This window comes from Cutibacterium sp. LaCa_286 (assembly GCF_057198075.1).
The window spans coordinates 1,351,621-1,375,028 of the sequence record NZ_CP191091.1 but is presented as its reverse complement, the minus strand read 5'-3'; the positions used below and the strand labels follow the sequence as shown (position 1 = coordinate 1,375,028).

At 63.8% G+C, this 23,408-nt stretch carries 15 protein-coding genes, 3 tRNA genes and 1 pseudogene; 9 read left to right on the top strand and 10 right to left on the bottom strand.

The features are described from left to right. Positions 1-148: 148 nt before the first annotated feature. The 6 genes and pseudogenes from ACP8JZ_RS05915 to ACP8JZ_RS05890 all read right to left on the bottom strand — a co-directional run bounded on the left by ACP8JZ_RS05915 (position 149) and on the right by ACP8JZ_RS05890 (position 5,889). Entirely contained in the window at positions 149-1,051 is a 903-nt protein-coding gene (locus tag ACP8JZ_RS05915) for a carbohydrate ABC transporter permease (protein ID WP_371415841.1), read from the bottom strand. Then, a pseudogene (locus ACP8JZ_RS05910) lies at positions 1,048-2,083 on the bottom strand (carbohydrate ABC transporter permease). The gene ACP8JZ_RS05915 and the pseudogene ACP8JZ_RS05910 overlap by 4 nt, the downstream one beginning before the upstream one ends. A 95-nt stretch (positions 2,084-2,178) precedes the next feature. Further along, positions 2,179-3,489, bottom strand: coding sequence for an ABC transporter substrate-binding protein (locus ACP8JZ_RS05905; RefSeq protein ID WP_484482229.1), 1,311 nt, complete (start codon positions 3,487-3,489; stop codon positions 2,179-2,181). 336 nt (positions 3,490-3,825) lie between these two features. Beyond that, positions 3,826-3,898 (bottom strand) — tRNA-Lys (locus ACP8JZ_RS05900). Between the two features lie 111 nt (positions 3,899-4,009). Further along, positions 4,010-4,738 (bottom strand): type 1 glutamine amidotransferase, encoded by a 729-nt coding sequence (locus ACP8JZ_RS05895; RefSeq protein WP_323458788.1) that lies wholly within the window; start codon positions 4,736-4,738, stop codon positions 4,010-4,012. Then, positions 4,735-5,889 (bottom strand): Mur ligase family protein, encoded by a 1,155-nt coding sequence (locus tag ACP8JZ_RS05890; RefSeq protein WP_036903075.1) that lies wholly within the window; start codon positions 5,887-5,889, stop codon positions 4,735-4,737. Before ACP8JZ_RS05890 ends, ACP8JZ_RS05895 begins: the two co-directional genes overlap by 4 nt. Before the next feature lie 443 nt (positions 5,890-6,332). On the opposite strand from ACP8JZ_RS05890, the gene ACP8JZ_RS05885 reads away from it, so the two are divergent. Further along, positions 6,333-6,902, top strand: coding sequence for a hypothetical protein (locus tag ACP8JZ_RS05885; RefSeq protein ID WP_306516808.1), 570 nt, complete (start codon positions 6,333-6,335; stop codon positions 6,900-6,902). Between the two features lie 252 nt (positions 6,903-7,154). On the opposite strand, the gene ACP8JZ_RS05880 is transcribed toward ACP8JZ_RS05885, so the two are convergent. Then, positions 7,155-7,227 (bottom strand) — tRNA-His (locus ACP8JZ_RS05880). A gap of 322 nt (positions 7,228-7,549) precedes the next feature. Then, on the bottom strand, positions 7,550-8,155 hold the full coding sequence (gene orn / locus ACP8JZ_RS05875) for an oligoribonuclease (RefSeq protein WP_286322106.1): 606 nt from the start codon (positions 8,153-8,155) through the stop codon (positions 7,550-7,552). A 176-nt stretch (positions 8,156-8,331) separates the two neighbouring features. On the opposite strand from orn, the gene ACP8JZ_RS05870 reads away from it, so the two are divergent. The 6 genes from ACP8JZ_RS05870 to ettA all read left to right on the top strand — a co-directional run bounded on the left by ACP8JZ_RS05870 (position 8,332) and on the right by ettA (position 16,249). Beyond that, positions 8,332-8,407 (top strand) — tRNA-Arg (locus tag ACP8JZ_RS05870). Between the two features lie 118 nt (positions 8,408-8,525). After that, complete coding sequence (locus ACP8JZ_RS05865; RefSeq protein WP_484482228.1) at positions 8,526-9,839, top strand: PrsW family intramembrane metalloprotease; 1,314 nt, start codon at positions 8,526-8,528, stop codon at positions 9,837-9,839. A 274-nt stretch (positions 9,840-10,113) separates the two neighbouring features. Further along, a complete protein-coding gene (locus ACP8JZ_RS05860) occupies positions 10,114-11,973 on the top strand; it encodes a GTPase family protein (RefSeq protein WP_484482811.1) in 1,860 nt (619 codons plus the stop codon). Continuing rightward, positions 11,973-13,607 carry a GTPase gene (locus tag ACP8JZ_RS05855; RefSeq protein WP_306516727.1) on the top strand — a complete coding sequence of 545 codons (1,635 nt, stop codon included), beginning with the start codon at positions 11,973-11,975 and terminating at the stop codon, positions 13,605-13,607. The genes ACP8JZ_RS05860 and ACP8JZ_RS05855 overlap by 1 nt, the downstream gene beginning before the upstream one ends. A 200-nt stretch (positions 13,608-13,807) precedes the next feature. Next, on the top strand, positions 13,808-14,293 hold the full coding sequence (locus ACP8JZ_RS05850) for a single-stranded DNA-binding protein (RefSeq protein ID WP_306516726.1): 486 nt from the start codon (positions 13,808-13,810) through the stop codon (positions 14,291-14,293). 270 nt (positions 14,294-14,563) lie between these two features. After that, the gene (gene ettA / locus ACP8JZ_RS05845) at positions 14,564-16,249 is read left to right on the top strand and encodes an energy-dependent translational throttle protein EttA (RefSeq protein ID WP_286318702.1); all 1,686 of its coding nucleotides are present in this window, start codon (positions 14,564-14,566) and stop codon (positions 16,247-16,249) included. Positions 16,250-16,707: 458 nt separating this feature from the next. On the opposite strand, the gene ACP8JZ_RS05840 is transcribed toward ettA, so the two are convergent. Then, entirely contained in the window at positions 16,708-19,575 is a 2,868-nt protein-coding gene (locus tag ACP8JZ_RS05840; protein ID WP_306516725.1) for an FAD-binding and (Fe-S)-binding domain-containing protein, read from the bottom strand. 238 nt (positions 19,576-19,813) lie between these two features. Next, positions 19,814-20,356, bottom strand: coding sequence for a MarR family winged helix-turn-helix transcriptional regulator (locus ACP8JZ_RS05835; protein ID WP_306516724.1), 543 nt, complete (start codon positions 20,354-20,356; stop codon positions 19,814-19,816). Between the two features lie 206 nt (positions 20,357-20,562). Here ACP8JZ_RS05835 and ACP8JZ_RS05830 point away from each other — a divergent pair, with 206 nt between their 5' ends. After that, positions 20,563-22,416, top strand: coding sequence for an AMP-dependent synthetase/ligase (locus ACP8JZ_RS05830; RefSeq protein WP_306516723.1), 1,854 nt, complete (start codon positions 20,563-20,565; stop codon positions 22,414-22,416). A 51-nt stretch (positions 22,417-22,467) separates the two neighbouring features. Then, positions 22,468-23,331 carry an acyl-CoA thioesterase gene (locus ACP8JZ_RS05825; protein WP_306516722.1) on the top strand — a complete coding sequence of 288 codons (864 nt, stop codon included), beginning with the start codon at positions 22,468-22,470 and terminating at the stop codon, positions 23,329-23,331. The last annotated feature ends 77 nt before the right edge of the window (positions 23,332-23,408 follow it).

Genomic DNA, 23,408 nt, shown 5'->3' with positions numbered 1-23,408 from the left:
TGGACGCGCCGCGCAGGTGCCCGCATGTGCGCCTTTCTCGCAGGAGCGTGCAGGTCCGGCGCCGAGACCTGATACTTCTGCGTCAGCTGATGGGCCCTGCCACCACAGATGGTGGCAGGGCCCATGGTTTTCTCTCGACAGTGCGGTGTCATGATTTCAGTCCACCGGCGGACAGCCCCTCAACGATCCGACGCTGGAAGATGAGCACCATGATGACCAAGGGGATCGTCATGATGACGCCGGCAGCCATCTGCGTGCCGAACGGGGTGTTGAACTGTGAGGATCCGGTGAACTTCGACAGCATCACCGTCGCCGGCTGCATCTTCGGGTCGTTGATCATCGTCACGGCGACGAGGAACTCGTTCCATGCGCCGATGAAGACGATGATGGCGGTGGTGAAGATTCCCGGGGTGGCCAGCGGCAGGATGATCTTGCGAAATGCCTGCGGTGGGGTGCAGCCGTCAACCATGGCGGACTGCTCGAGTTCGTCGGGCATCTGCTTGAAGAACGTCGTGAGGTTCCACACCGCCAGCGGCAGTGAGAACGACAGATCCGGGATGATCATCGCCTGATAGGTGTTGATCCAATGCCATGCCGAGAAGTTCTTCAACAGCGGCACGATGATCGCCACCAGCGGGAACATCGACGTCGCGATGACCAAGACGAGGAACGCCCCCTTGCCTCGAAACTCCAGACGAGCCAGCGCATAGGACGCAAAGGTCGCAATGAGCAGCGCAACGATCGTCACACTGATGGAGACGATGGCGGAGTTGCCCAGGGCGCGCAGGAAGTTGTTCCCGGGAGCGAAGACGGCTCGGTAGTTCTCCAACGAGGCATGTCGCGGCCACCACGTGTTCTCGAAGATTTCCTTGTCGGGCCGCAACGAGGACACCAGCATCCAGTAGAACGGCGCCAGGCAGTAGATGATGATGAGGGCGATCCCGATGCCCGAGAAGACCTTCCCGGCACCGCCGCGTTTCTTCCCGGTCATGCCTGTGTCGCCACCCGGTTGCGTGAGGATTGCGTTCGCATCAGCTGTCGTAGTGCTCATGCTGAGACTCCTTTCCCATCAGCACGACGTCCGGCAGCCTTGCGCTCCCGACGTGTGGTGGGGCTGCCACCGTTGACGAAGCTGGACGCCCTGACCTTGTGATGACGCTCCTGCCTGCCCGACCCGGTGATGTCGGCTCCCAGAATCTTGATGAATGCGAAGACGATGATGAACACGTAGAGGAACAGCAGCAGTGCATATGCCGCCGCGGCGCCGTAGCGCAGGTTGGAGGCCTCGTCCTGAACGAGCATGGAGAGCGTCTCCACCGAATTCTTGCGTGGGCCGACGAGGATGTACGGCAGGTCGAACATGCGCAGCGCGTCCAGGGTGCGGAACAGGACGGCGACGACGAGGGCCGGCTTGACCAGTGGCAGGGTGATGGAGGTGAATCGTTTCCACACCCCAGCACCGTCCATCTTGGCCGCCTCGTAGACCTCCTCGGGAATCACCTGCAGACCAGCCAGGGTGAGCAGGCCGATGTAGGGGGCCGTCTTCCACACGTCGGCGATGATGATGGACCACTTGGCCGACCAATCACCCGAGGCCCACATGATGTGCTGGCCCAGGATGGCGTTGGCGACGCCGTTCTGGTTGAAGATCCACCCCCACAGGATCGCCGAGACGGCGGTGGGGATGGCCCACGGGACCGAGGATCGCGGCACGCACCACACCTCGTCCAGCCATCGCCTTGTGCATGATGAGGGCCATGATGACGCCCAGTGCGGTCTCGAGGAGCACGGTCACCACACCGAAGAGCGTGGTGTTGAGGAAGGCATTCCAGAACCGGTCACCTCCTCCGGTGAAGATGTCGGCATAGTTGCGCAGACCGACGAACGGCTCGGTGTCGTTGACGAATCCGGTCTGGGGGTCCAGGCCGGGCTGGCCATGCAGGGACTGGTACAACGACTGGAAGACCGGTACGACGATGACGATCGTCAGGACGAGCAGTGTGGGTGCGATGAGGAGCAGGGCCAGACGCTCTTGGGACCGGGCTCGTGCCGATCGTTTTCGTGGTGCAGTTGTTGAGGACATGGGTGGCCTTTCCGGAGGCATGATCGCTGGCAGGGGAACCAGACGCGTGTGCAGCGTGGGGCAGCTCGAGGGAGCCGCCCCTAGGCACGTGTCACTCAGTTCTTGATGATGGACTTCAGCGAGTCGTTGAGTGTGGCGACGACGTCCTCTGCGTTGCCGCCATCCTTGATTGCTGGGTAGATGGCGTCCTGAACGACAGCTGTGACGTCACCGTAGTTGACCACACGCGGGCGTCCCTTGGCCTTGTCCAGGGAGGCCTTGAGCGGCGGCAGGTAGGGCAGTTCCTTGACGTTGGCCTTGTCGGAGTACAACGAGCCGAGGATCGGGGCATTGCTGAGCTTGTCGACGTTGTACTGCTGGGTCTCCTTGCTGGTCCACCATGTGATGAATTTCAGTGCCGTGGCCTTGTTCCTGCAGTTCGTGGAGATTGCGCAGTTGTGGCCTCCCAGGGTGGCGACGTACTTGTTGCCGTCGATGGATGGCATGGGGGCGACGTCGAACTTGTCGGTGCCGAGGTTCTTGACGTTGTTGGAGTACTGGTAGGGCCACTGGCGGTAGAACAGCAGTTTGCCGGACTCGAAGGCGCCGCGGCCGTCCTCCTCCTTCCACTCCAGCGCCTCCTTGGGGATGACGTTGCTCTTGAAGGCGTCGATGACGAACTGGATGGCCTTGACGTTCTTGTCGTGGTACGTGGAGTCGCCCAGGACGACCTTGCTCTGATCGTCGACGATGGCTCCGCCCATGGTGTGGATGAACTCGGAGATGTTGCAGGTGAGGCCTTCGTACTTGTTCCACTGGCCGCCGATCCCGCCGATGTCGGCATGGCCGGGCAGTTTGCGTACGGCCTCGATGGCGCTGAGCAGTTCGTCCCATGTCGTGGGGGCCTTCTTGACGCCAGCCTGGTCGAGCAGGTCCTTGCGGTAGTAGAGCAGGGAGGCATCGGTGACGTAGGGCATGCCGTACATGTTGTCGCGGTACAGGCCGGTCTCCCACACGCTGGGGATGATGTCGGAATTCTTCAACTTGTCAGCCGGCAGTTGCATGACCCATCGATTGGCGGCGAACTCGGCGACCCAGACGAGGTCCAGGGAGATGACGTCGTAGGCGTCCGACTTGGTCTGGGCACTGTTGACCAACGAGCTGCGCTGTTGATCGGCCTCGGAGGACAGCTCGATGAGGGTGACCTTCTCGTCGGGATATTTCCTGTTCCACTCGTCCAGACGTTTCTGGACCATGCCGCTGGAGAAGTCCTTGCCCTGGGCGTAGCTGATGGGGCCGGTGCCGGAGAAGTCCTGGGAGTCGGCGGCACTGCCGGAATCGGAATCGTTGGAGCAGGCGGCCAGGGCGCCCAGTGCCAGGGCACTCAGGGATCCTTGAAGAAATGCTCGGCGAGAATGGCTCGTCATGTTCGTTTTCCTCCTTTGGAAAGCTCGAAGCTGGCGCAGCTGCTGCGCCGTCTCATCACCTCGCCGGAGTACTGGCGGGGCGATGAGCTTTGCCACTGCACAGAAAGATACTCCAGGTGGCTGGGTTGTGTGGCAGTTGTTTCGTACACCTTTGTGATTGTCTGTGCGGCATTCGAAGACGTTGCTCGATGAACCGATCACTCGATGGTGATGGGACTTGATACGGGCGCAGGATCGGTGACGATTCATGACGGGGCATGAGCGTCATCGCTCGATTCACGGAGTACGTGATGAAAGCGAAGGCCCCAATCCATGTGGATTGAGGCCTTCGGTGAGTGCGCCGCCAGGGACTCGAACCCTGAACCCGCTGATTAAGAGTCAGCTGCTCTGCCAATTGAGCTAGCAGCGCTCACGAGGAGGAACATTACCGAACTTCGTCGTGTTTGCAAAATCGAGGTGGCGACCGGGTGTACGTGAATGTGCCTCCAGGACGCCAGAAACTCCGTGAAATTCGCTCTGACTAGGGCTTTCCTGCGCGTGCCGAGCGAATCCGGCGTTCTCGCAGCTGCTCGATCTCAGGCTTGTCCAGGGGCTCCAAGGTGGTGCCCAGTGATCGCTCCAGGAGAAAATCTGCCAGCTCGGGGTTGCGAGCCAGGATCGGTCCATGCGGGTAGGTGCCGATGATATTGCCCTGAATGGCACCCTCGGTGGTCCTGTCCCCGTTGCCCCACCCGATCTCGACGTCGGCCAGGGCCGTGGCATCCGTTCCCAGGGTGGTCCACCCGCCGTGGTTCTCGAATCCGGTGACGAGTGATTCGGTGCCGTCGGGCCTCGTCCAGTGATGCAGCACCTCGCCCACGGCTCGTTGTGGGCCGCGACGGGTCTGGACGTCGAGAAGGCCGAGACCTTCGATGATCTCGTCGTGCGCGCCGATGGTGAACGAGGAGCCGCAGATCTGGTAGCCAGCGCACACGGCGAAGAGCACGGCTCCACGATCCAAGGCGGTGAACAGTCCGCCGTCTGCCTTGAGTTGGCGCACAGCGGTGATCTGGGCGGTGTCCTCGCCGCCGCCGAGCAGGTAGAGGTCTGCGTCCGTGGGGACCGGCTCGCCGGGCTCGATCGTCAGCAGTTCGGCGTCCAAGCCACGCCACTGGAGACGTTTCTGGCACACCACGGCATTGCCGTGATCGCCGTAGATGCCCAGCAGCGACTGGTACAGCAGGACGATCCTGGGGTGGTCGAGGCTCATATGTGTTCTCCCATCCGGCGTAGTTTCTGGAACGGGGTGTAGGTGGCCAATACGTCGATGGGGTGGGGCTGGTCCCATCGTCCTTGCAGCAGAGGACAGACGAAGACGTCCGACAGGTCCTCGATGACGACATGGTCGACCCCGGCGTACTCCAGTCGTACGCCCAGGTCCAAGGCCCGTGGTCCGGTGCAGATCACCGTTCGCCCGGCCAGCTGCTCATAGTCGACGTCCCACAGCCAGGAGACGTCCTTGCCATCGGCCGCGACGGCGTCAATGGCGAGGATCAGGGGATCGGAGGTTGCCAAGGGCAGTGACTCCGTCCATCCTGCCGGGTTCTTCGACAGCATGAGGCGGACCAGGACGTCGTTGATGCTGGTCGTGGCATAGCGACCAGCCGGCGAGGAGACCTCGCGCATCCCCAGCAGGGCATCGTAGGGGTCCACTCCCATCTCCGTTGCGGCGGCAAGTGCACAGGTTGCATTGGCAAGGTTGAATGATCCGGGAACGCTGATCTCGAGTTCATACTCGTGGCCGTCCTTGCGCATGGCCTTCCGGTCGTCCACCCACCAGTCGGCCTCGGGCTGGTGCAGCCCGCACTCCTCGCAGCGCCAACCGTTGTCGTCGTGCAGGAGGATCGATCCGCACTGCGGGCACAGCACCGAATCGGCCGTCCAGCGCGGTTTCGTGTCCACCCACACCGTCCGATGCGCTGCTTGGGCGGCCCACACGATGAGTGGGTCGGCGGCATTGGCGACGACGGTGGGGCCTTCCTCGCCTGCCTCCTCCAGGGCTTCGCGCCATTCTCTCCCCAGGAAGGTCAGCTCATGATTGCGATCGAGTTGGTCGCGGCTGAAATTGAGCAGGACCAGGACACGCGGGTGACCTTGGCGCACCACGTCGGCGACGACTCGCTCGTCGACTTCCAGAATGGCATTTCGTGCCTCCGGGGCCTGCCCCAGGGCAGAGACGATCCCAGCATGCAGATTGGCCCCGTCGGCGTTGGTGACGATGTCATCGGGTTCGATGCCGCGGCTCGCGTGAACCGCGGCGGTGAGGAAATGGGTCGTCGTCGTCTTGCCGTTGGTGCCGGTGACGGCCGCGATCTGGCGTGGCGCGATGAGCTCGGGGAATGCCTGTGGAGCCAGGGCCAGTGTGACCTTTCCCCTGATCGAGGATCCTGAACCCTTGCCGGCAAGACGGGAGGCTGATGCCGCGAGTCGTCCGATCATCAGCGCAGCGCGTAGCCGGAAGGACAGGCTTGGTTGCGGCGGCGCCTGAATCTGGGTGCTTGTCATGAGGTCCATCATCGCAGGCTTGCCGGCTTCATGAATACTCACGTCATGGGTCTGGTGTTTTGATGGCTTCGTGAAGCGGAAAAGTGTCTCAGGACAGTGGTCATGATGAAGGCTCTCCGGGTGGGTCGAGATGGAGGAAGTGGGTGGCGCCGGGGCTTTGACGCTGTTCATCATACCATGAGATCGAATACATGTTTGACATTTTCGAATGAAAGTTCGATCATGGGGTCATGGCGATCACAGAGCTGTCGGACAACGAGCTGTTGGTACCCCATGTTCCTGCGCTGGGACGTGACCTCATGCTGGAGGGGGATGTCACCGGGCATCCGGTGCATCCTCTGCTACGTCCTCTGTTTCCGGGAGGACTGCGTTCGGAGGCTTACAGCCTCGATGGCGCATCGGACGTAGGCCTGGGGTTGCTCGTCAATGGATGGTGCGGAGTTGTCGGGATGCCGGAGTTGCGAGGTGCCCAGGTGCGACGGTGGGGGGTTGATGCGTCACGACTGGTCATGGTTTCGAGCTCCCGTGGCTGGTTGGCCACCGTCGCTGCTCTCGTGGAGGAGCTGGACGTGATCTATGCCTGTGCGCCGCCCGCCATGTCACTGGAGGCCTCTCGCAGGCTCGCCACCAGACTCAGGGCCCGTCAGTCCACCTTGGTCATCTGCGGGGAGTGGTCCAGCGCGGTCACACACATTGATGTGCGCACCATCGGATGGTGGAAATCGCAACAAGCAGGTCATTCTTCAACGATCCACGAGGTGGAGGTGAGCGTCACGCGGCACCATTGGTCACGATCGGTGGTACTGGCTCGTGATGACCGCGGAGTGCATGGGATCTCGTCGGAACTGGTCGGAGGGATCCCGTCATGATGGGGAAACCCTTGCATGACCAGGTGGCGAGATGTGGCTGGCCAGGTCATTGTGGCTGGTCAGGCCATGACGGTTCATGGGGTCTGAGGCCGAGGATGATCCGTGGTGTGTACTGGCGATCGGTGTGGATCGGCGATCCGGGGAATGAGTTCGGAAGGGGGCCGGGATCAGATGGGATGGGTCCAGATGGGGTGTGGATGAGCGGACATGCAAAATCCGCGCCGCCCACATGGACGACGCGGATTACCTCGGGGTGGCTAACGGGACTTGAACCCGCGACCCCCTGGACCACAACCAGGTGCTCTACCGACTGAGCTATAGCCACCATGTTCCCGGTTGACCGGGCAACCCCGGTAGCGTAGCGAATTCGGCTCGTGTTGTGCAAGTCGCAGAATCGTCACGCAGCCGAGGCGCAGCGGGGGAGTGAGGTTCCCGGTGTCCCCGTTCCGAGTGGGATCGTTCCGAGTGGGGCCGGGGTGTGCTCGAGGGGGCTCAGCCGGCCCGGGGTGTGCTCAATGGGGCCCGGCTGCTGCACCCGGATCAGTGTCCGGCTGAACAGGGACCCGTGTTTGGCTGAACGGAACCAGACCGAGTCGGTGTCCCGATCCCGCTCATGCCACTCCGGAACATTCGTCCGGGTCGCTGTCTCAGTGTCCCGCTCCGGTGAGCAGACCCTGATACTTGGCGGCAATCTCCTTGCACTGCTGCGAGTCCGGTCCAGGGGCCGCAACCATGACCGCCTCGCGCCAGAACATGAGTTCCTCGATCGACTCCTGGATGTCGGCAAGGGCCCGGTGATTTCCCTGCTTGGCCGGGGTGTGCTTGAAAGCGGTCGGGTACCAGCGGCGTGCGAGTTCCTTGATCGAGGAGACGTCAACATTGCGGTAGTGGACGTAGGCCTCCAGCTCGGGCATGTCCTTGGCCAGGAAGGATCGATCCGTACCGATCGTGTTCCCGGCCAACGGAGCCTTGCGCGGTTCCTTGACGTGGCTGGTGATGTAGTCCATCACCTGCTGCTGAGCGTCTGCCATCGTCGCCCCGGAATCGAGCTCGTCAAGCAGACCCGAGTGGGTGTGCATTCCCCGGACGAAATCGTTCATGTGCTCCAGCCACTGCGGTTTCGGCTTGATGACGACGTCAACTCCCTCGCCCAGTACGTTGAGCTGGCCGTCGGTGACGAGCGCCGCCACCTCGATCAGTCCGTCGTGGGCCAGATCCAGCCCGGTCATCTCACAGTCAATCCACACCAACATGTCATTCACATGGTCCAGACTAGTTGGTGTGGCTGATTCACGGCGTGGCGCAGGAGCCGATCTCGTGACGTCGGGGATTGCTGGGATACGCGGCAGGGCTGCTGGGAAGCGATGTGGAGGATCGCGGAGGACCAGCGAGGACGGTGTCACGAAAAGTCGATACACTTGACGAGCCGGGCCCGGTAGCTCAGCGGATAGAGCAGCAGCCTTCTAATCTGTCGCGCGTGGGTTCGATTCCCACCCGGGCCGCCACATGACATGCACGACGTGGTGCTCCCGCGGTCCATCGTGCACCAGACCATGATCGCTCAGTACGTCCCAGCACGTCACGGTGCCGGGCGTCTGGCACACAGCTTGTAGGGTGGAGGCCATGTCTGGCCTGGATCCTGTGCAACCCCGCGACGCCTGGTGGCGTCGTGTCCTGGGCAACCCGTGGACGTGGGCCGTCGTCGTCATGATCGTCCTGTCGATCCTCACACTCGGCGACACGTATTCACTCCTCAGCCGCGACACCACCGTGGAGGTCGAGGGCAAACAACTCGTCTCGCCGGGAATCACCGATCTGTCCTTCAAGAAGGCCATCCACTACGCTTGGCCCACTGCGGCGGTGTGGTCGGCACTGTTCATCTTGCTCGACCGATACCGCACCAAACATTTCCCGATCTGGTTCATCGCGTTCTCCTGGGGCGGCTCGGTGGCCTGCTGGGCAAGCATGTACGCCAACACGTGGATGGCCTCGATGCTCTCCGTCAAGGGCGGTGTCGACCCATCTGCCGGGGCAGGTCCCGCCATCTTCTCCGCGCCCTTCGTCGAGGAGTTCTTCAAAGCCACGATTCTGTTCATCCTTGCTGCCGTCATCGGCCCCACGTTGACCTCGGCCGTTCAGACCGTGAGCCTGGCCGGATTGTCGGCCATCGGTTTCGCCTTCGTCGAGAACATCGTCTACTACGCTCGAGCCGACAACTACGCCAGCGTCACCATCGACGCAGGAGATCCCGAGGCCGCCCTGAGACAGATAGTCGTACTGCGAGGTGCGCTCACCTCATTCGGCCACCCACTTTTCACCTCGATGACTGCTCTGGGCCTGGCCTTCGGTCTGCGAGCCCGCAGTCGCATTGTGCGTGTCATGGCGCCACTCACCGGTTTCGTCATGGCTGTCATGGGGCACATGGCCTTCAACGGGCTGTCCTCGACCCGCAATCTCGACGAGCTTCGACCGTACTGGTGGGTCAGTGTGACCATCGTCATGATCTTCATCCTCGGCCTGGTGCTTCGGTTGGTGGCGGAAGGACGCATGATCGCCCGTCGCCTCGATGACTACGCCGTCATGGGATGGCTTCCCGCGCGAGTCGGAGAAGTCGTCTCCGTTCTGCATCGACGCTGGTGGATCAGTGCCGTCGCCCTGAGTCACGGAATCAGGTGCTGGTGGCAAACCTTGAAATATCTACGGCGCACCACCGAACTTGCCTATCTGCGGGATGCGGAGGTTCGTGGTCTTGCAGCGAACTCGACGGCACGGCAGGCCCGTCTGCTCGCCGAGATCCGGGGGCTCTCGGCGATGGCCGTCACCGAATCACGCGGTGCCCGGCTCGTCAAACCACATCTGCCACGGTGGCTGGTGGAGTACTTCCATCCGTCCTCGGGCACGTCGATTCCGGTCATGGGTCGCGAATCGGCCCGGTGAAACCTCCCCTCGAGCTGCTGAGGGTGATTCCGGTTTCCGGACCAAGCACGTTTCCTGATCACGGCGCGAGGCCATGTGTGCGAAGGACGAGGTGTAATGACGCCTCATCAAAGACGGTGATTCGGCGCGAGGTCATGTGCGCAGGGGCGGGGACCGGGACAGAACGTCGCTTCGCCCCGTTCCTCGCAAGGAGAATCAGGGGAGGAGAATCAGGACAGACTCGATACTCTTGGGTACAAGGATCCCCACGCTGATTCTCGTGAAGGTTGTGACGATGGGTACCCAGGAACTGTTGGCCGAGCTGAGCGGGTTGCGCTCCGATCTGGACCAGGTGCGCTTCCCTCTTGACCTGCCACAGGTCGAGACGGCTCGTGCCTCGGCCGAGTCGATTCGTCATCAACTCGATGACTACGTCATCTCGCGTCTGGAGACCATTGACGCCCCGCTGCTGGCCGTCGTGGGAGGCTCGACTGGTGCGGGAAAATCCACCTTGGTGAACTCCTTGGTGGGCCGGCCAGTCTCCACCCCCGGGGTCATCCGTCCCACGACGACATCCCCGGTACTCGTCCACCATCCTGATGACGCCCAGTGGTTCACCGACACGAGGATCCTGCCGGGGCTGGTGCGTACCGACCACTCCACCGGCGACTCGACCAGCGTCCACCTCGTTGCCGAACCCTCCCTGCCTCGTGGCCTGGCCCTGCTCGACGCACCGGACATCGATTCCGTCGTCGCCGCCAATCGTCAGCTGGCTGCTCAACTGCTGCAGGCTGCCGACCTGTGGCTCTTCGTCACCTCCGCCGCACGATACGCCGACGCCGTTCCGTGGGACTTCCTGCACGAGGCGGCCGGGCGCCATGCCGCCGTCGCCGTCGTCTGTGACCGTGTACCGCCGGCAGCCATGCGAGAGGTACCAGCGCATCTGGGCCAACTCATGACCTCCCGCGGCCTTGCCGACTCGCCGCTGTTCGCCATCCCCGAGACCGTCACCGATTCCGACGGAATGTTGCCCGGTCAGGCCATCGCCCCGATTCGCTCGTTCCTGGCCGGTCTCGCCGCCGATCAGGACCAACGCCGTACCGTCGTGCTGCAGACCCTTGCCGGATCGATTCGAGCCATGTGCGAACGAACCCCACGGATCGCCGCCCATCTCGACGATCAGGACCTCACCCTGCAACGACTGCGTACCGACGCCGCCAGCCAGTTCGATGAGGCGCGCCGTCAGATCTCGGTGCAGTCGGCCGACGGCACCTTGCTGCGCGGTGAGGTGCTGGCACGCTGGCACGAGTTCGTCGGCACCGGCCAGTTCATGCGCGCCATGGAGGAAAAGGTGTCATGGTTGCGCGACCGCGTCGTCGGTGCGATCCGGGGTACGCCGCCCGAGGCCGACAAGGTGAGTGTCGCCGTCGAGTCCGGTCTGGCCGCGCTGGTGCGCTCCGAGACCGATGCCGCAGCAGAACGTGCCATCGGTGCGTGGGACTCCTCACCAGCCGGACGTACCGTTCTGGAGCATTCCTGCGACCAACTGGGGCGGGTGAAGCCCGATTTCGACGAGCGTGTGGAGCGGGTCATCCGCGACTGGCAGGGTGACGTCATGGAGCTGGTCGCGGGGGAGGGGATGAGCAAACGCTCCCGGGCCAGGTTCATGGCCTTGGGCGTCAACGGCGTCTCGGTGACCCTCATGATGCTCGTCTTCGTCCACACCGGCGGGCTCTCGGGTGCCGAAGCCGGTATCGCCGGCGGATCAGCGGTCGTCGCCCAACGACTGCTCGAGGCGATCTTTGGTGACGACGCGGTACGCAAGCTTGCCGACATGTCCAAGGATGCGCTCGACGAGAGGGTTGCCCAGGTCGTCGATGCCGAGGCGGCACGCTTCGACGATGCCTTGGCGGACTTCGACGTGCCCACCCAGGTGGCGGACCAGCTTCGGTCCCGGGTGGCCGCGATCATCGACGTGCTCACCAGCGCAGACCTCGACGTGTCCCCTTCCACGGCTCAGCTGGGTACCGCGCCTGACTCGACACAGTCCGCTACCCCCATTGCTCGTTCCCGACAGGAGGAGACACGCCCCGAGCTCCCAGACTCCCGGGTGCCCGAGGACCAGGATGGGCGCACACGTGAGGAGGAGCGCTGATGGCCTTTCGACGCCGGGACCTCACCGATGAGGTCCGAGATCTCGACCGAGCGGTCGATCTGTGCCGAGGGCGCATCGATGATGACGTGCAACGACGTGCCCAGGCGGTCACCCACCACGCAGATCAGCGTCTCGCCTTGTCAGGGGGCTACACGGTGGTGGCCTTGGCAGGAGCGACGGGGTCGGGCAAGTCCAGCACCTTCAACGCGCTTGCCGGCCATGAGTTCGCCGAACCGGGGATTCGTCGTCCAACGACCTCACAGGCGCTGGCCGCCTACTGGTCCGACGTACCACCGACGCAGTTCCTCGACTGGCTCCAGGTGACACGCCGGGTCCAGGTGCCCGAGAGGGGCGCGTTCGACGGGCTCGTCCTGCTCGATCTTCCCGATCACGATTCCACCGAGGTATCGCACCAGCTGGAGGTTGACCGTCTCATCACGATGGTCGATCTCATGGTGTGGGTCGTCGACCCGCAGAAGTACGCCGATGCCGCCCTGCATGACGGATACCTGCGTGGTCTGTCCAGCCACAGTACGGTGATGACGGTGGTGCTCAACCAGATCGATCGACTCACCGAGGAGCAACGTACCTCATGCATTCGTGACCTGCGCCATGTCCTGGATGACGAGGGGCTGGCCAGAACCGAGATCCTGCCGGTGTCCACGCTCACCGGCGAGGGCATGGATCAGCTGTGCCAGCACCTTGCCGAGGCGGTGTCGAGCCGCACTGCCATGGCGAACCGGCTCGAGGCCGACATCTCTCGGGTTGCTCAGCAGATGCGTGGCCAGGTCGGCGATGGCGGTGCCATGAGCGTGTCCGGTCGGCAGGCCGACGAACTGCTGGATTCCTTGTGCCTGGCTGGCGGCGTTGACGTGGTCGTCGATGCCGTCACCGATGCCACTCGGCGCCGGGGGATCGCTGCCACCGGGTGGCCTGTCGTGTCCTGGTTGGTGAAGTTGCGTCCGGACCCACTGCGCAGGCTGCACCTCACGGCGGGCAGCACCTCGGATCGGAGGAGGCGCAGGACGACGCGGGCAGCCAGGAAAGACATCGAGCCTATCGACGTGCAACGTACCGCACTGCCGTCGCGATCCGGGGTGGCCTCGGCCAAGGTCGACAATGCCTTGCGTGCCATGTCCGACGACGTCAGCCTTGGCCTGCCCCGGGGTTGGGCGCAATCGGTGCGCCGTGCAACCACTCGGCATCGCGACGACCTGACCGATGAGGTTGACCGGGCGATCGCCACCACCGATCTGGGCATGGGCCAGGGACTCTGGTGGCGCCAGATCATTCGTGTGCTGCAGTGGCTCCTCATCATCATGGTGGTCGTGGGCCTGGGATGGCTTCTCGTCGATCTGGTCCTGGCATATCTGCAGATGCCTCCCCTTCCCGCAGCGAGGTGGCATCGATTCCCGGTGCCCACGTGTCTGGTCGTGGCAGGAGCTGCCTGCGGTGTGGTCGTGGGCCTGATGAGCAGGGCTGCGGTGGAGGTGTCGGCACGGCATCGCGGCCACACGGTGCGGGCGCGCCTTGTCGATTCCGTCGAGGAGGTCGCCGAGCGGCTCGTCATTGCCCCGGTGGAGGATGAGTTGCATCGGCGCAACGAGGCTCGTGAGGCACTCAGGAAACTGTGAGTCACGGGGAAACTGTGAGTCACGGGGGTGGGGAAGCCAGCACAAAAGATGCCCCGCACAGCGGATGATACGTGCAGCAGCTGTGGCTGGTTGTCCACAACCGTCGTGCTGCGAACCGTCCGCTGTCCACAGATGTGAGTGCCCGTGTCCGGTTCTCGCTCGCCACCACGACAACTGGTGATGAGTGGAGAGGAGCTCACATGGATGCCAATGTCTCGTTCAGTGGAAACTTGGGTACCGAAGTCGACTACGTCGAGGGGAGGGGATGGTGTGCCGCGCGTTTTCGCGTGGCGCACACTCCCAGGCGTCTGGTCGATGGAGCATGGGTCGACGGCAACACCACATGGCTGACGGTACGCACCAGCGGTCGGCTGGCCAGAAATTGCCGTGACAGCCTCGTCAAGGGTGATCCCGTCATCGTCTCAGGACGCCTACGCACCAAGGTGTGGCGCGATACCGACGACAACGAACACGAGAGTCTGGCCATCGTCGCCTCATCGGTGGGGCACGATCTGGCTCGCGGATGTTCTGAATTTCGACGTGTGACGCGTGATGGCACCAGCAGTGCCTCGGATGTCGCCAAGACTGCGACCGACGGTACGGATGGTGGCATCACGATGTTGGACAGTGCGAGGACCGTTGAGCAGGAGATGGCTCCCTCGTCGCTCATGGCTGCGGCGAGCTGAGACCATCGGGGCGCTGCCAAGTACTCGTGGTCGAGGGGTGAGGCTTCGGGACGTACCAACGTCAGTAGTGGTGTGAATGGCACTGGTGTGGGGTCATCCCCGTGTGCGGGAGATGGGGGGCGAGCCGGGGGAATGCTCCCTGCATCAAGGTCGTCCCCGTGTGCGGGCGAGGGGAGTGAGATCAGTGGCCTAACATGTGCACGGCTGGCATACTTGCCAGCGGTTGTGCAGGCCGTTGCGCGACCTTGTCCATCCTGAAGGAGAGTGTCAATGGCGGAGTTCATCTACACCATGCACAATGTGCGCAAGGCGGTGGGCGACAAGGTCATTCTCGACAATGTCACCCTGTCGTTCTTCCCCGGCGCCAAGATCGGCGTCGTGGGCCCCAATGGTGCGGGTAAGTCCACCATGCTCAAACTCATGGCCGGCCTCGACAAGCCAAACAATGGTGACGCGGCACTGGCCAAGGGTGCCACGGTGGGCATCCTGTTGCAGGAGCCCCCGCTCACCGAGGACACCACGGTGCGCGAGAACGTCGAGGAGGCAGTGAGCGACGTCAAGCAGAAGCTTGATCGCTTCAACGCAGTCTCGGCTGCCATGGCCGATCCGGACGCCGACTTCGATGCGCTCATGGCTGAGATGGGCGAACTGCAGACTGAACTCGACAACACGAATGCCTGGGATCTGGACACTCGTCTCGAGCAGGCGATGGATGCCCTGCAGTGCCCGCCCGGTGACACTCCGGTCAACGTGCTCTCCGGTGGAGAGCGGCGTCGCGTGGCCCTGTGCAAGCTCCTGTTGGAGCAGCCGGACCTGCTGCTGCTCGATGAGCCCACCAACCACCTTGACGCCGAGTCGGTGAACTGGCTTGAGGGACACCTCAAGACCTATCCGGGTGCCGTGCTCGCCGTCACCCACGATCGCTACTTCCTCGACAATGTCGCGGAGTGGATCTGCGAGGTCGACCGCGGTCAACTGCACCCCTATGAGGGCAACTACTCCACGTACCTGGACACCAAACGTCAGCGACTGCAGATCGAGGGCAAGAAGGACGCCAAACGCGCCAGGATCCTCGAGAAGGAGCTGGAGTGGGTACGTTCCTCGCCCAAGGCACGGCAGGCCAAGAACAAGGCTCGCCTGGCTCGTTACGAGGAGCTGGCTGCCGAGGCCGAGCGCAACCGCAAGATCGACACCGCCGAGATCAACATTCCACCGGGCCCGCGTCTGGGCAATGTCGTGCTGGAGGCCGACAAGCTGTGCAAGGGATTCGGTGACCGAGTCCTCATCAAGGACCTCTCGTTCACCCTGCCGCGCGCTGGGATCGTTGGTGTCATTGGCCCCAACGGCGTCGGCAAGACGACCTTGTTCAAGACGATCGTCGGTCTGGAGGAGCCCGACTCGGGCAGCCTCAAGGTGGGCGAGACCGTCCAGTTCTCCTACGTCGACCAGAATCGTGCCGGCATCGACCCCGACAAGAATCTGTGGGAGGTCGTCTCGGACGGTCTGGACTACATCAAGGTCGGCAACTTCGAAGAGCCGTCGCGCGCCTACGTGGCCAGTTTCGGGTTCAAGGGCCCCGATCAGCAGAAGCTCGCCAAGGTACTCTCCGGTGGTGAGCGCAACCGGCTGAACCTGGCCCTGACCCTCAAGCAGGGCGGCAACGTCCTCCTGCTCGACGAGCCCACCAACGACCTCGACGTCGAGACCCTGTCCAGCCTCGAGGACGCCCTGCTCGATTTCCCCGGCTGTGCCGTGGCCATCAGCCACGATCGTTGGTTCCTCGACCGCGTCGCCACCCACATCCTCGCTTGGGAGGGTGAGGACGAGGACGGGACCCCGCGCTGGTTCTGGTTCGAGGGCAACTTCGCCGACTACGAGGCCAACAAGATCGAACGCCTCGGACCGGAGGCAGCCCGTCCACATGCCTCGCGACACCGTCGCCTCATGCGTGACTGAGGATTCCACGCCTGGACGCGTTGTGCGCTCGAGGGCGGGGCGGCGAGCTCCTCGACCTGGGCACCATGCCAGCTTGGACGCGTGGCCCGTTCGGGACGGATGGTGCTTCCCGGGGTGGGACGACATGTCGTCCCACCCCGGACTCGTCCCTTCCCGGATCGGCTGGTGTGATCTCTCCTCGGTGTGACCCATCGGATCGTAGGGCGGACGCCGCCCCGTCCCGGTCTCCTGCCACAGCGGAATCTCGCACTGACCACGATGCGCAATTTGTGTGCCGAAGACGTCGATCCAGCTCAGCGGGATTCTCGGACTGGTCCACCGCTGGGACACGTCGGAAAAGGGCCCCGTCCCCCGTGGTGCCCCGACCTGCGTGGAGCCCAGTCCCGCATGGAACCGTCAGATCCTTGCGCCGCGCATGGAGGATGTCGTGGGTGGAGTCCCCGTCCCGCGCGGAATCGTCACTGTGGCAGGTGTGAGGCCAACAGCTCCGCCAGGGTGAGGGCACGTCGCCCGGCCAGCTCCGAGGTCTGACGTCGGCACGAGAAACCGTCGGCCAGGATGATCGCCTCGGGACCAGCCTCCTCGATCGCTGGTAGCAGGTCGTGTTTCGCCACGGCCACCGAGAACTCGTAATGGCCCTTCTCGACACCGAAGTTGCCGGCGTAGCCGCAGCATCCACCGACGACTCGCAGCTCGGCACCGGCAGCTCGCAGCAGCTCGGCGTCCGGGCCGAAGCCCAGCACCGAGGCGTGATGACAGTGTGGCTGGGCCACGACGACATGTCCGGCCAACGACGGCGGTGTCCACCGGGCGGCCTGCAACATCTCCGCCAAGGTGTGAACATTGCGTGCGACCGCCTCGGTGCGAGGATCATCACCCACCAGGTCCAGGGCGTCCGAATGCCACACCGCAGTGCACGACGGCTCCACACCAACCACCGGGATCCCGGCCTCGGCCAGCGGACCCAGCACGTCCAGCGCCGCGCGCAACCGGCGCCGAGCCGTGTCCAGCTGGCCGGTCGTGATCCACGTCAACCCGCAGCACGCCTCGTCGGTGAGCACCTCGGGGGCATAGCCGGCGTTCGCCAGCACCGCCACCATCGCTGCGAGGTCGCACCCCTCCAGACGATCGGAGAACGAATCCACCCAGATGACGACTCGTCCGTGCGGGGCCTGTCGTCCGTGCGGGGCCTGGGAGACGTCCCGTCCGGAACGGACCGCTTGGGCAGAGCTCGTGCGATGCGCAGGGGGCATCTCGCGACGTACCGAGCGTCGGAACCGGGGGAGTGGCCGTCGCTGGTCCACCTCGGCCACCCACCGCGCCAGGCGAGTGATCGGTGGCACCGAGAGCACGGCATTGGCCGTGCGTGCCAGTCCGGGGATGGCATCCATCATGCGTTCCCACCGTGGCAGCTGTCCCATCGTCCAGTGCGAACGAGGACGCAGGCGGTGCCGATACTTTTCGTACAACACCCGCGAGCGGTACTTGGCCATGTCTGTCCCGGTGGGGCAGTCGCGGGAACATCCCTTGCACGCCATGCACAGATCCAGGGCCTCGGCCACCTCAGGTGAGTTCCACCCGTGCACCAAGGTGCCGTTGACCATCTCCTGGAGCACCTTCGCCCGCCCCCGGGTGGAGTCCTTCTCCAGACCGGACGCCTGGTGGGACGGGCACATCACCCCGCCAGCCCCAGAATTGTCGGCGATGCACTTGCCCACGCCGGTGCACTGGTGCACGGCTGCGGCGAAGTCGGGATGGCTCAGGGTCAGCGGTGAGGTGCGGGCCTGGTGCACCCGGATGTTCTCCTCCACGGGATGCGGATCCACCAGCACACCCGGATTCATGATGTTGTGCGGGTCGAAGATGTGCTTGATACCGGCGAACAGGTCCAATGCCTCGGGGGAGTACATCGTCGGCAGCAGGGCGGAGCGGGCCCGCCCGTCACCATGCTCACCAGACATCGAACCGCCGTGACTGGCCACCAGCTCGGCTGCTGCCGTGACGAACTGCTTGTAGCGTGCCGGGCCGTCCGGCTCGTCCAACGGGTAGTCGATGCGACAGTGCACGCACCCTTCACCAAAGTGGCCGTAGGGCAGTCCGTGCAGGTCGTACTCGGCGAGCAGGCGGTCGAAGTCGCGCAGATAGGCTCCGAGCCTCTCCGGTGGGACGGCGGCATCCTCCCAGCCGGCCCAAGCCGGTTTCTCCAGCGAGACGCCTGCCAACCCGGCTCCGTCGGCGCGGATCCGCCACAGTGCGGCAGCCTCGCGTTCGTCGGTGACCACCCGCCCGTCAAGCGCGTTCGATGCCGAGACCAGGGCGTCGGCGTCCCGGCGAGCCTGGGTATTCGAGTCCGCCCGCAGCTCCACGAAGATCCAACCGTCCCCGCGGGGCAGATCGGGGACGGGCTTGCCGGATCGGGCGACGACCTCGACGATCCGGCGACCGAATCCCTCACAGGCCACCGGGCAGAACGGCAGCAGGGCGGTGATGGCGTCGGCAGCCTCGGCCATCGAGGCGTATCCCAGGGCCACCGTGATGCTGCACGGACGCTCCGCCACCAGGGACACGCATGCCTCGGTGACGATACCCAGGGTCCCCTCGGTGCCTGCAATGAACTTGGCCATGTCGCGGTGGTTCTCCGGCAGCAGGTGTTCCATGGAGTAGCCGGACAGTTGCCTGGAGAAGGAACCGAACTGGGTGCGAATCGTGCCCAGATTCCTCTCGACGAGGGCGCTGACGCGTTCACTGGCCCAGTCACTCGACGCTGCGGCGGCCAGAGGTTCGACCTCACCGCCGGCGATGACCAGACGGGCACTCTCGATCGTGTCCGCGGTACGACCGTATGCCAGGGCACGCGGGCCACAGGCGTTGTTGCCGATCATGCCACCGATCGTGCACCTGCTCGAGGTGGAGGGATCCGGCCCGTAACGCAGACCAAACGGTCGCAGCACTCGTTGCAGCTGTTCCTGAACCACTCCGGGCTGCACCCGGACGCGTTTGTGCTCGACGTCGACGTCGGCGATCTCGTCCATTCCCGACAGGTCGACGATGACGCCGGGGCCCACGGCGTTGCCGGCGCAACTGGTACCTGCTCCGCGTGAGGTGATTGGCAGACCCACCGCTGAAGCAGCTTGGCACAGGGCACGCACCTGAGCCTCGTCATGCGGATGCACCACCGCTGCAGGTACGACGCGGTAGATCGACGCATCCGAGGAGTACAGGGCACGTGCCAGACGTGAGCCGTCAACCTGGATGTCGGGATCCAGGTGGCGCAACTCTGCGCGAAAATCAGCCAACTGTTCGGTGTGGGATGCGGTTGCTGTCATGACGGAAGTCTGGCACGACGGTGGCAGGGGGCGTCCGTCCGACCGTCATGAGACCGTTGCCTCAGGTCGGCATGGCTGTGGTGTACGGTACCTTGTTCTGGACACGTCACGGCCGAGGTCGGCGATGGAATTCCCGTCCGGCTTGGGCGTCGAACAGGTCACGACACGATTTCAGACACGTCGGCACGTTGCACGCCGTGACGTCGACCCCAGCCCTCGGCTGGGTCTCACCCAGCTGTCAGATCTCGGCTGTGAGGATGGCCTGCATGACCCGCCCGACGGCATTGAGGTCCTCGGGATCGACGATGTCGATGAGGATTCTGCGCATGGCGCGGATGTGATGAGGTGTTGCCCGTTCCACCACGGCCTGGCCGCGCTCGGTGATGCTCGCCGCGACACCACGGCGATCGTGTGGATCGGCGGTGCGGCTCACCAAGCCGTCGACCTCCATGCGCGAGATCGCCTGGACGAGGCAGGATCGGGTCTGCCGCACCAGATCTGCCAGGGTGGTCATGCTCAATCGTCCCTCGGGAGCCGTGGAAAGATTCGCGAGGATCTCGTACTGGGTGAAGTCCAGCCCGTCGAGGCGTAGCTGCTCGTCGAGGTAGGAGGCCAGGCGGTGGGTGCCGGCCAGCCAGCTGCGCCAGATGAGTTCCTCCTCGGCACTCAGCGCCGGTACCGTGTCGGTCGTCCCCTGCCCGGGTGAGGACATGCTCTGTGCCGAGTCGGTCTCGGCCGCCTCGGCGCCGAGATTTCCCCGTGACTCAGGTGTCGATTGCATACCACCCAGCGTATTGGATGTGGATTGCGCAGGGTATATCCTTCGGTGAACTTTGGAGGAAAATTATTCCCACATCGGCAGAATCGAGTCGTGTTCTGTAGGTATTCTGCAAGCAGGATTGGAGCCGTTGTCGGAAGTCTCCAGCCGTGGATGCCCTATCGTGAAGGCTCGTTGGCATCCCACGTCCGGGAAGGATATCGCAGGGTATGAGTCTGCAAGAGGAGCTGTCCGCTGCTGCTGCCCAGAATTTCGGGGCCATCCTGGATCGCCAGGCCGACGCACACCCCGATCACGTGGCATTCCTCACCCCGGTCGGGGGGTCCGATGAGCCCAACGAGTGGGTTCCGCTGACCTTTGCCCAGTTTCGCCGGCAGGCCCATGACGTCGCCGCCGGTCTGCTGAGCCTGGGGCTGGGACGTCAGGACCGAGCAGCGATCATGTCGGGGACTCGCATTGAGTGGATCCTGGCCGACATGGGCATTTCATGTGCCGGTGGTGCCACGACGACGATCTACCCCAACTCCGGGCCGCAGGAGGCCTGCTACATCCTCGCCGACTCCGAGTCCAGCGTGCTCTTCGTCGACTCCTCGGCCAACCTTGCCAAGGCGTTGGGCAGTGATGACGTCGACGAGCACCTGCGTCACATCGTCATCTTCGATGATGATCGCCAGTTGAACCACGTCGACGACGACCGCGTCATCACCATGGATGAGCTTGTCGCCATGGGGCGGCGTGCCCTGGCCCAGGACCCGGATCTGGTACGTCGCACCATCGACGCGATCCAGCCCAGTGACCTGGCCACGATCATGTACACCTCCGGGACCACCGGGACCCCCAAGGGAGTGGAGATCGAACATCGCTCCTGGACGTACATGGGCGCCGCATGGAAGCACGGCGACTTCCTGCACCTGGGAGACACCCACCTGCTGTGGCTGCCGCTCTCCCATGCCTTTGGGAAGTGCCTGTTGGCCATCTGCTTCGAGATCGGGATCTGCCAGGCGGTCGAACCGAGGATTCCGCGTCTTTCCCGCAGCCTCAAAGAGGTCAAACCATTTGTTCTGTGCGGTGTTCCGAGAATCTTCGAGAAGATCCGCTCGGGCGTCATGACGCAGTTCCCGGCTGGACGATTGAAATCCATGATTTCCCGTTGGGCCTTCGCCGTGGGAAAGGAAACCACTGCCTATCGGTTGGGCAGGAGAAGAATGCCACCCCATCTTGCGATCAAGCACCGCATTGCGGATCGGCTCGTCTTCTCCCGGTTGCGAGCTGGCCTGGGCGATGTCAAGTTCATGATCTCCGGTGGCGCCAAGCTGTCTCCCCAGGTGCAGGAATGGTTCTACTCGGCTGGAATCCCCATCGTCGAGGGATACGGTGCCACCGAGATGTGCGCCGTGGCGTTCTTCACCCCTCCCGAGAATGTGCAGTTCGGCACGGCTGGCCCAGTCTGCCCTGGCAATGAGACGAGAATCGCCGAGGACGGCGAATTGCTCGTCAGGGGACCCATCGTTGCGCGGGGGTACCACCACCTGCCGGAACTCACTGCTGAGGCATTCGACAATGGCTGGTTCCACACGGGTGACATCGGCGAATTCGACGAGCACGACAATCTGTACATCACCGATCGCAAGAAAGATCTCATCAAGACCTCTGGTGGAAAGTATGTTGCCCCCCAGAAGGTGGAGGCTTCGCTGGCGGCAAACATCCCATTGCTCTCCCAGGCAGTCGTCCTGGGTGAGGGACACAAGTACATCGTCGCCCTGCTGGCCCTGGAGGAGAAGGCGGTCCTGCGGTGGGGACGCCGACACGGGAAGTCTCGAGCCACCTATGCCGATCTCATTGACGATCCAGAGCTCATCGCTGCCATGCAGGCTGGCGTCGACCGCGCCAACACTCGCTTGGAACGGTGGGAGACCGTCAAGAAGTTCGCCATCCTCGACTACGACATGTCCAGCAACAAGGATCTGGTGACGACGAGCCTCAAGGTACGCCGTTCCGTCGTCGCCCGGCAGTTCCATGACCTGTACGAGTCGCTCTACGAGGCCGACGAGACCACTGCCTGAGCACACGCGTATCCTCAACCTCGCCAGCAGAACCGACGAGAAGGAGTCAAGGTGTCGTCAACTGGGCCGGTGAGAGTCGAGATTCCGCTGCGATGGTCCGACATGGATGCCCAAGGACACGTCAACAATGTGCGTATCTGGGAGCTGGTGCAGGAGGCCCGCAACCAGGCATTCATCCCCACCGAGGCCGCCCCGATGCTCGACAGTGGCATGGTGGTTGCCGGTCAACGCGTCGAATTCGTGCAGTCCTTCGTCGTCGACGAGGAGCCGCTGCTGGTGGACGTGTGGTGCTCGACGGTGGGTGCAGCTCGAATCATCATGGAGTATGCGGCCTCTCATCGCGGCACCAAGGTGGCGCGGGCCCTCACCGAGTTGTGTCCGTTCGACTTCGTTGCCGGCCGGTTGCGCCGCATGTACTCCCAGGAGAAGTCGGCGATGTTGGCGATGTCGGCCCCGGCCACGTCATGGCCTGCCCTGCCCGTGGTCGACGTGGTCGGTCGGACCGATCCGAATGATGTCGTCACCGTGCCGATCCGCTGGTCGGACGTCGATCGGTACGGTCACGTCAACAATGTGTCCCTGGCGGGGTACCTGCAGGAGGCGCGCATCCTGGCCACCACGGCGTGGTCACCGGCGATGAGGCGTGCAGGGGAGAATCTGTGGGTGGTGGCCCGGCAGGACGTTCGCTATGTCCGCCAGCTGCACCCCAGCACACAGCAGTGTCGAGTGCACACCGGGCTTGTCAGGTTGGGAACCTCCTCGATCACCCTGGCTGCCTCGGTGGAGGCACACGGTGACACCATCCTCAACTCGGCGGCAGTGCTGGTGTGCGTTGATCGTGCCACTGGCCGGGCAACCCCCATCGCGGAGGAGACGAGGCAGGTACTGGCGGCACACCTCGTCGTCCGGCCCTGAGCCCCCAGTCCGTCAGGACCCGGTGGATCCGTCGTCAGGACCCGGTGGATCCGTCGTCAGGGCCCAGTGGACTTGCC

Bases quoted from the DNA above. Each gene is read 5' to 3' on its own strand.
- ACP8JZ_RS05860 (WP_484482811.1), top strand. From the start codon at position 10,114: ATGGGTACCCAGGAACTGTTGGCCGAGCTGAGCGGGTTGCGCTCCGAT.
- ACP8JZ_RS05895 (WP_323458788.1), bottom strand. From the start codon at position 4,738: ATGAGCCTCGACCACCCCAGGATCGTCCTGCTGTACCAGTCGCTGCTG.
- ettA (WP_286318702.1), top strand. From the start codon at position 14,564: ATGGCGGAGTTCATCTACACCATGCACAATGTGCGCAAGGCGGTGGGC.
- ACP8JZ_RS05885 (WP_306516808.1), top strand. From the start codon at position 6,333: ATGCTGGAGGGGGATGTCACCGGGCATCCGGTGCATCCTCTGCTACGT.
- ACP8JZ_RS05915 (WP_371415841.1), bottom strand. From the start codon at position 1,051: ATGAGCACTACGACAGCTGATGCGAACGCAATCCTCACGCAACCGGGT.
- ACP8JZ_RS05850 (WP_306516726.1), top strand. From the start codon at position 13,808: ATGGATGCCAATGTCTCGTTCAGTGGAAACTTGGGTACCGAAGTCGAC.
- ACP8JZ_RS05905 (WP_484482229.1), bottom strand. From the start codon at position 3,489: ATGACGAGCCATTCTCGCCGAGCATTTCTTCAAGGATCCCTGAGTGCC.
- ACP8JZ_RS05855 (WP_306516727.1), top strand. From the start codon at position 11,973: ATGGCCTTTCGACGCCGGGACCTCACCGATGAGGTCCGAGATCTCGAC.
- orn (WP_286322106.1), bottom strand. From the start codon at position 8,155: ATGTTGGTGTGGATTGACTGTGAGATGACCGGGCTGGATCTGGCCCAC.
- ACP8JZ_RS05865 (WP_484482228.1), top strand. From the start codon at position 8,526: ATGTCTGGCCTGGATCCTGTGCAACCCCGCGACGCCTGGTGGCGTCGT.
- ACP8JZ_RS05840 (WP_306516725.1), bottom strand. From the start codon at position 19,575: ATGACAGCAACCGCATCCCACACCGAACAGTTGGCTGATTTTCGCGCA.
- ACP8JZ_RS05835 (WP_306516724.1), bottom strand. From the start codon at position 20,356: ATGCAATCGACACCTGAGTCACGGGGAAATCTCGGCGCCGAGGCGGCC.
- ACP8JZ_RS05830 (WP_306516723.1), top strand. From the start codon at position 20,563: ATGAGTCTGCAAGAGGAGCTGTCCGCTGCTGCTGCCCAGAATTTCGGG.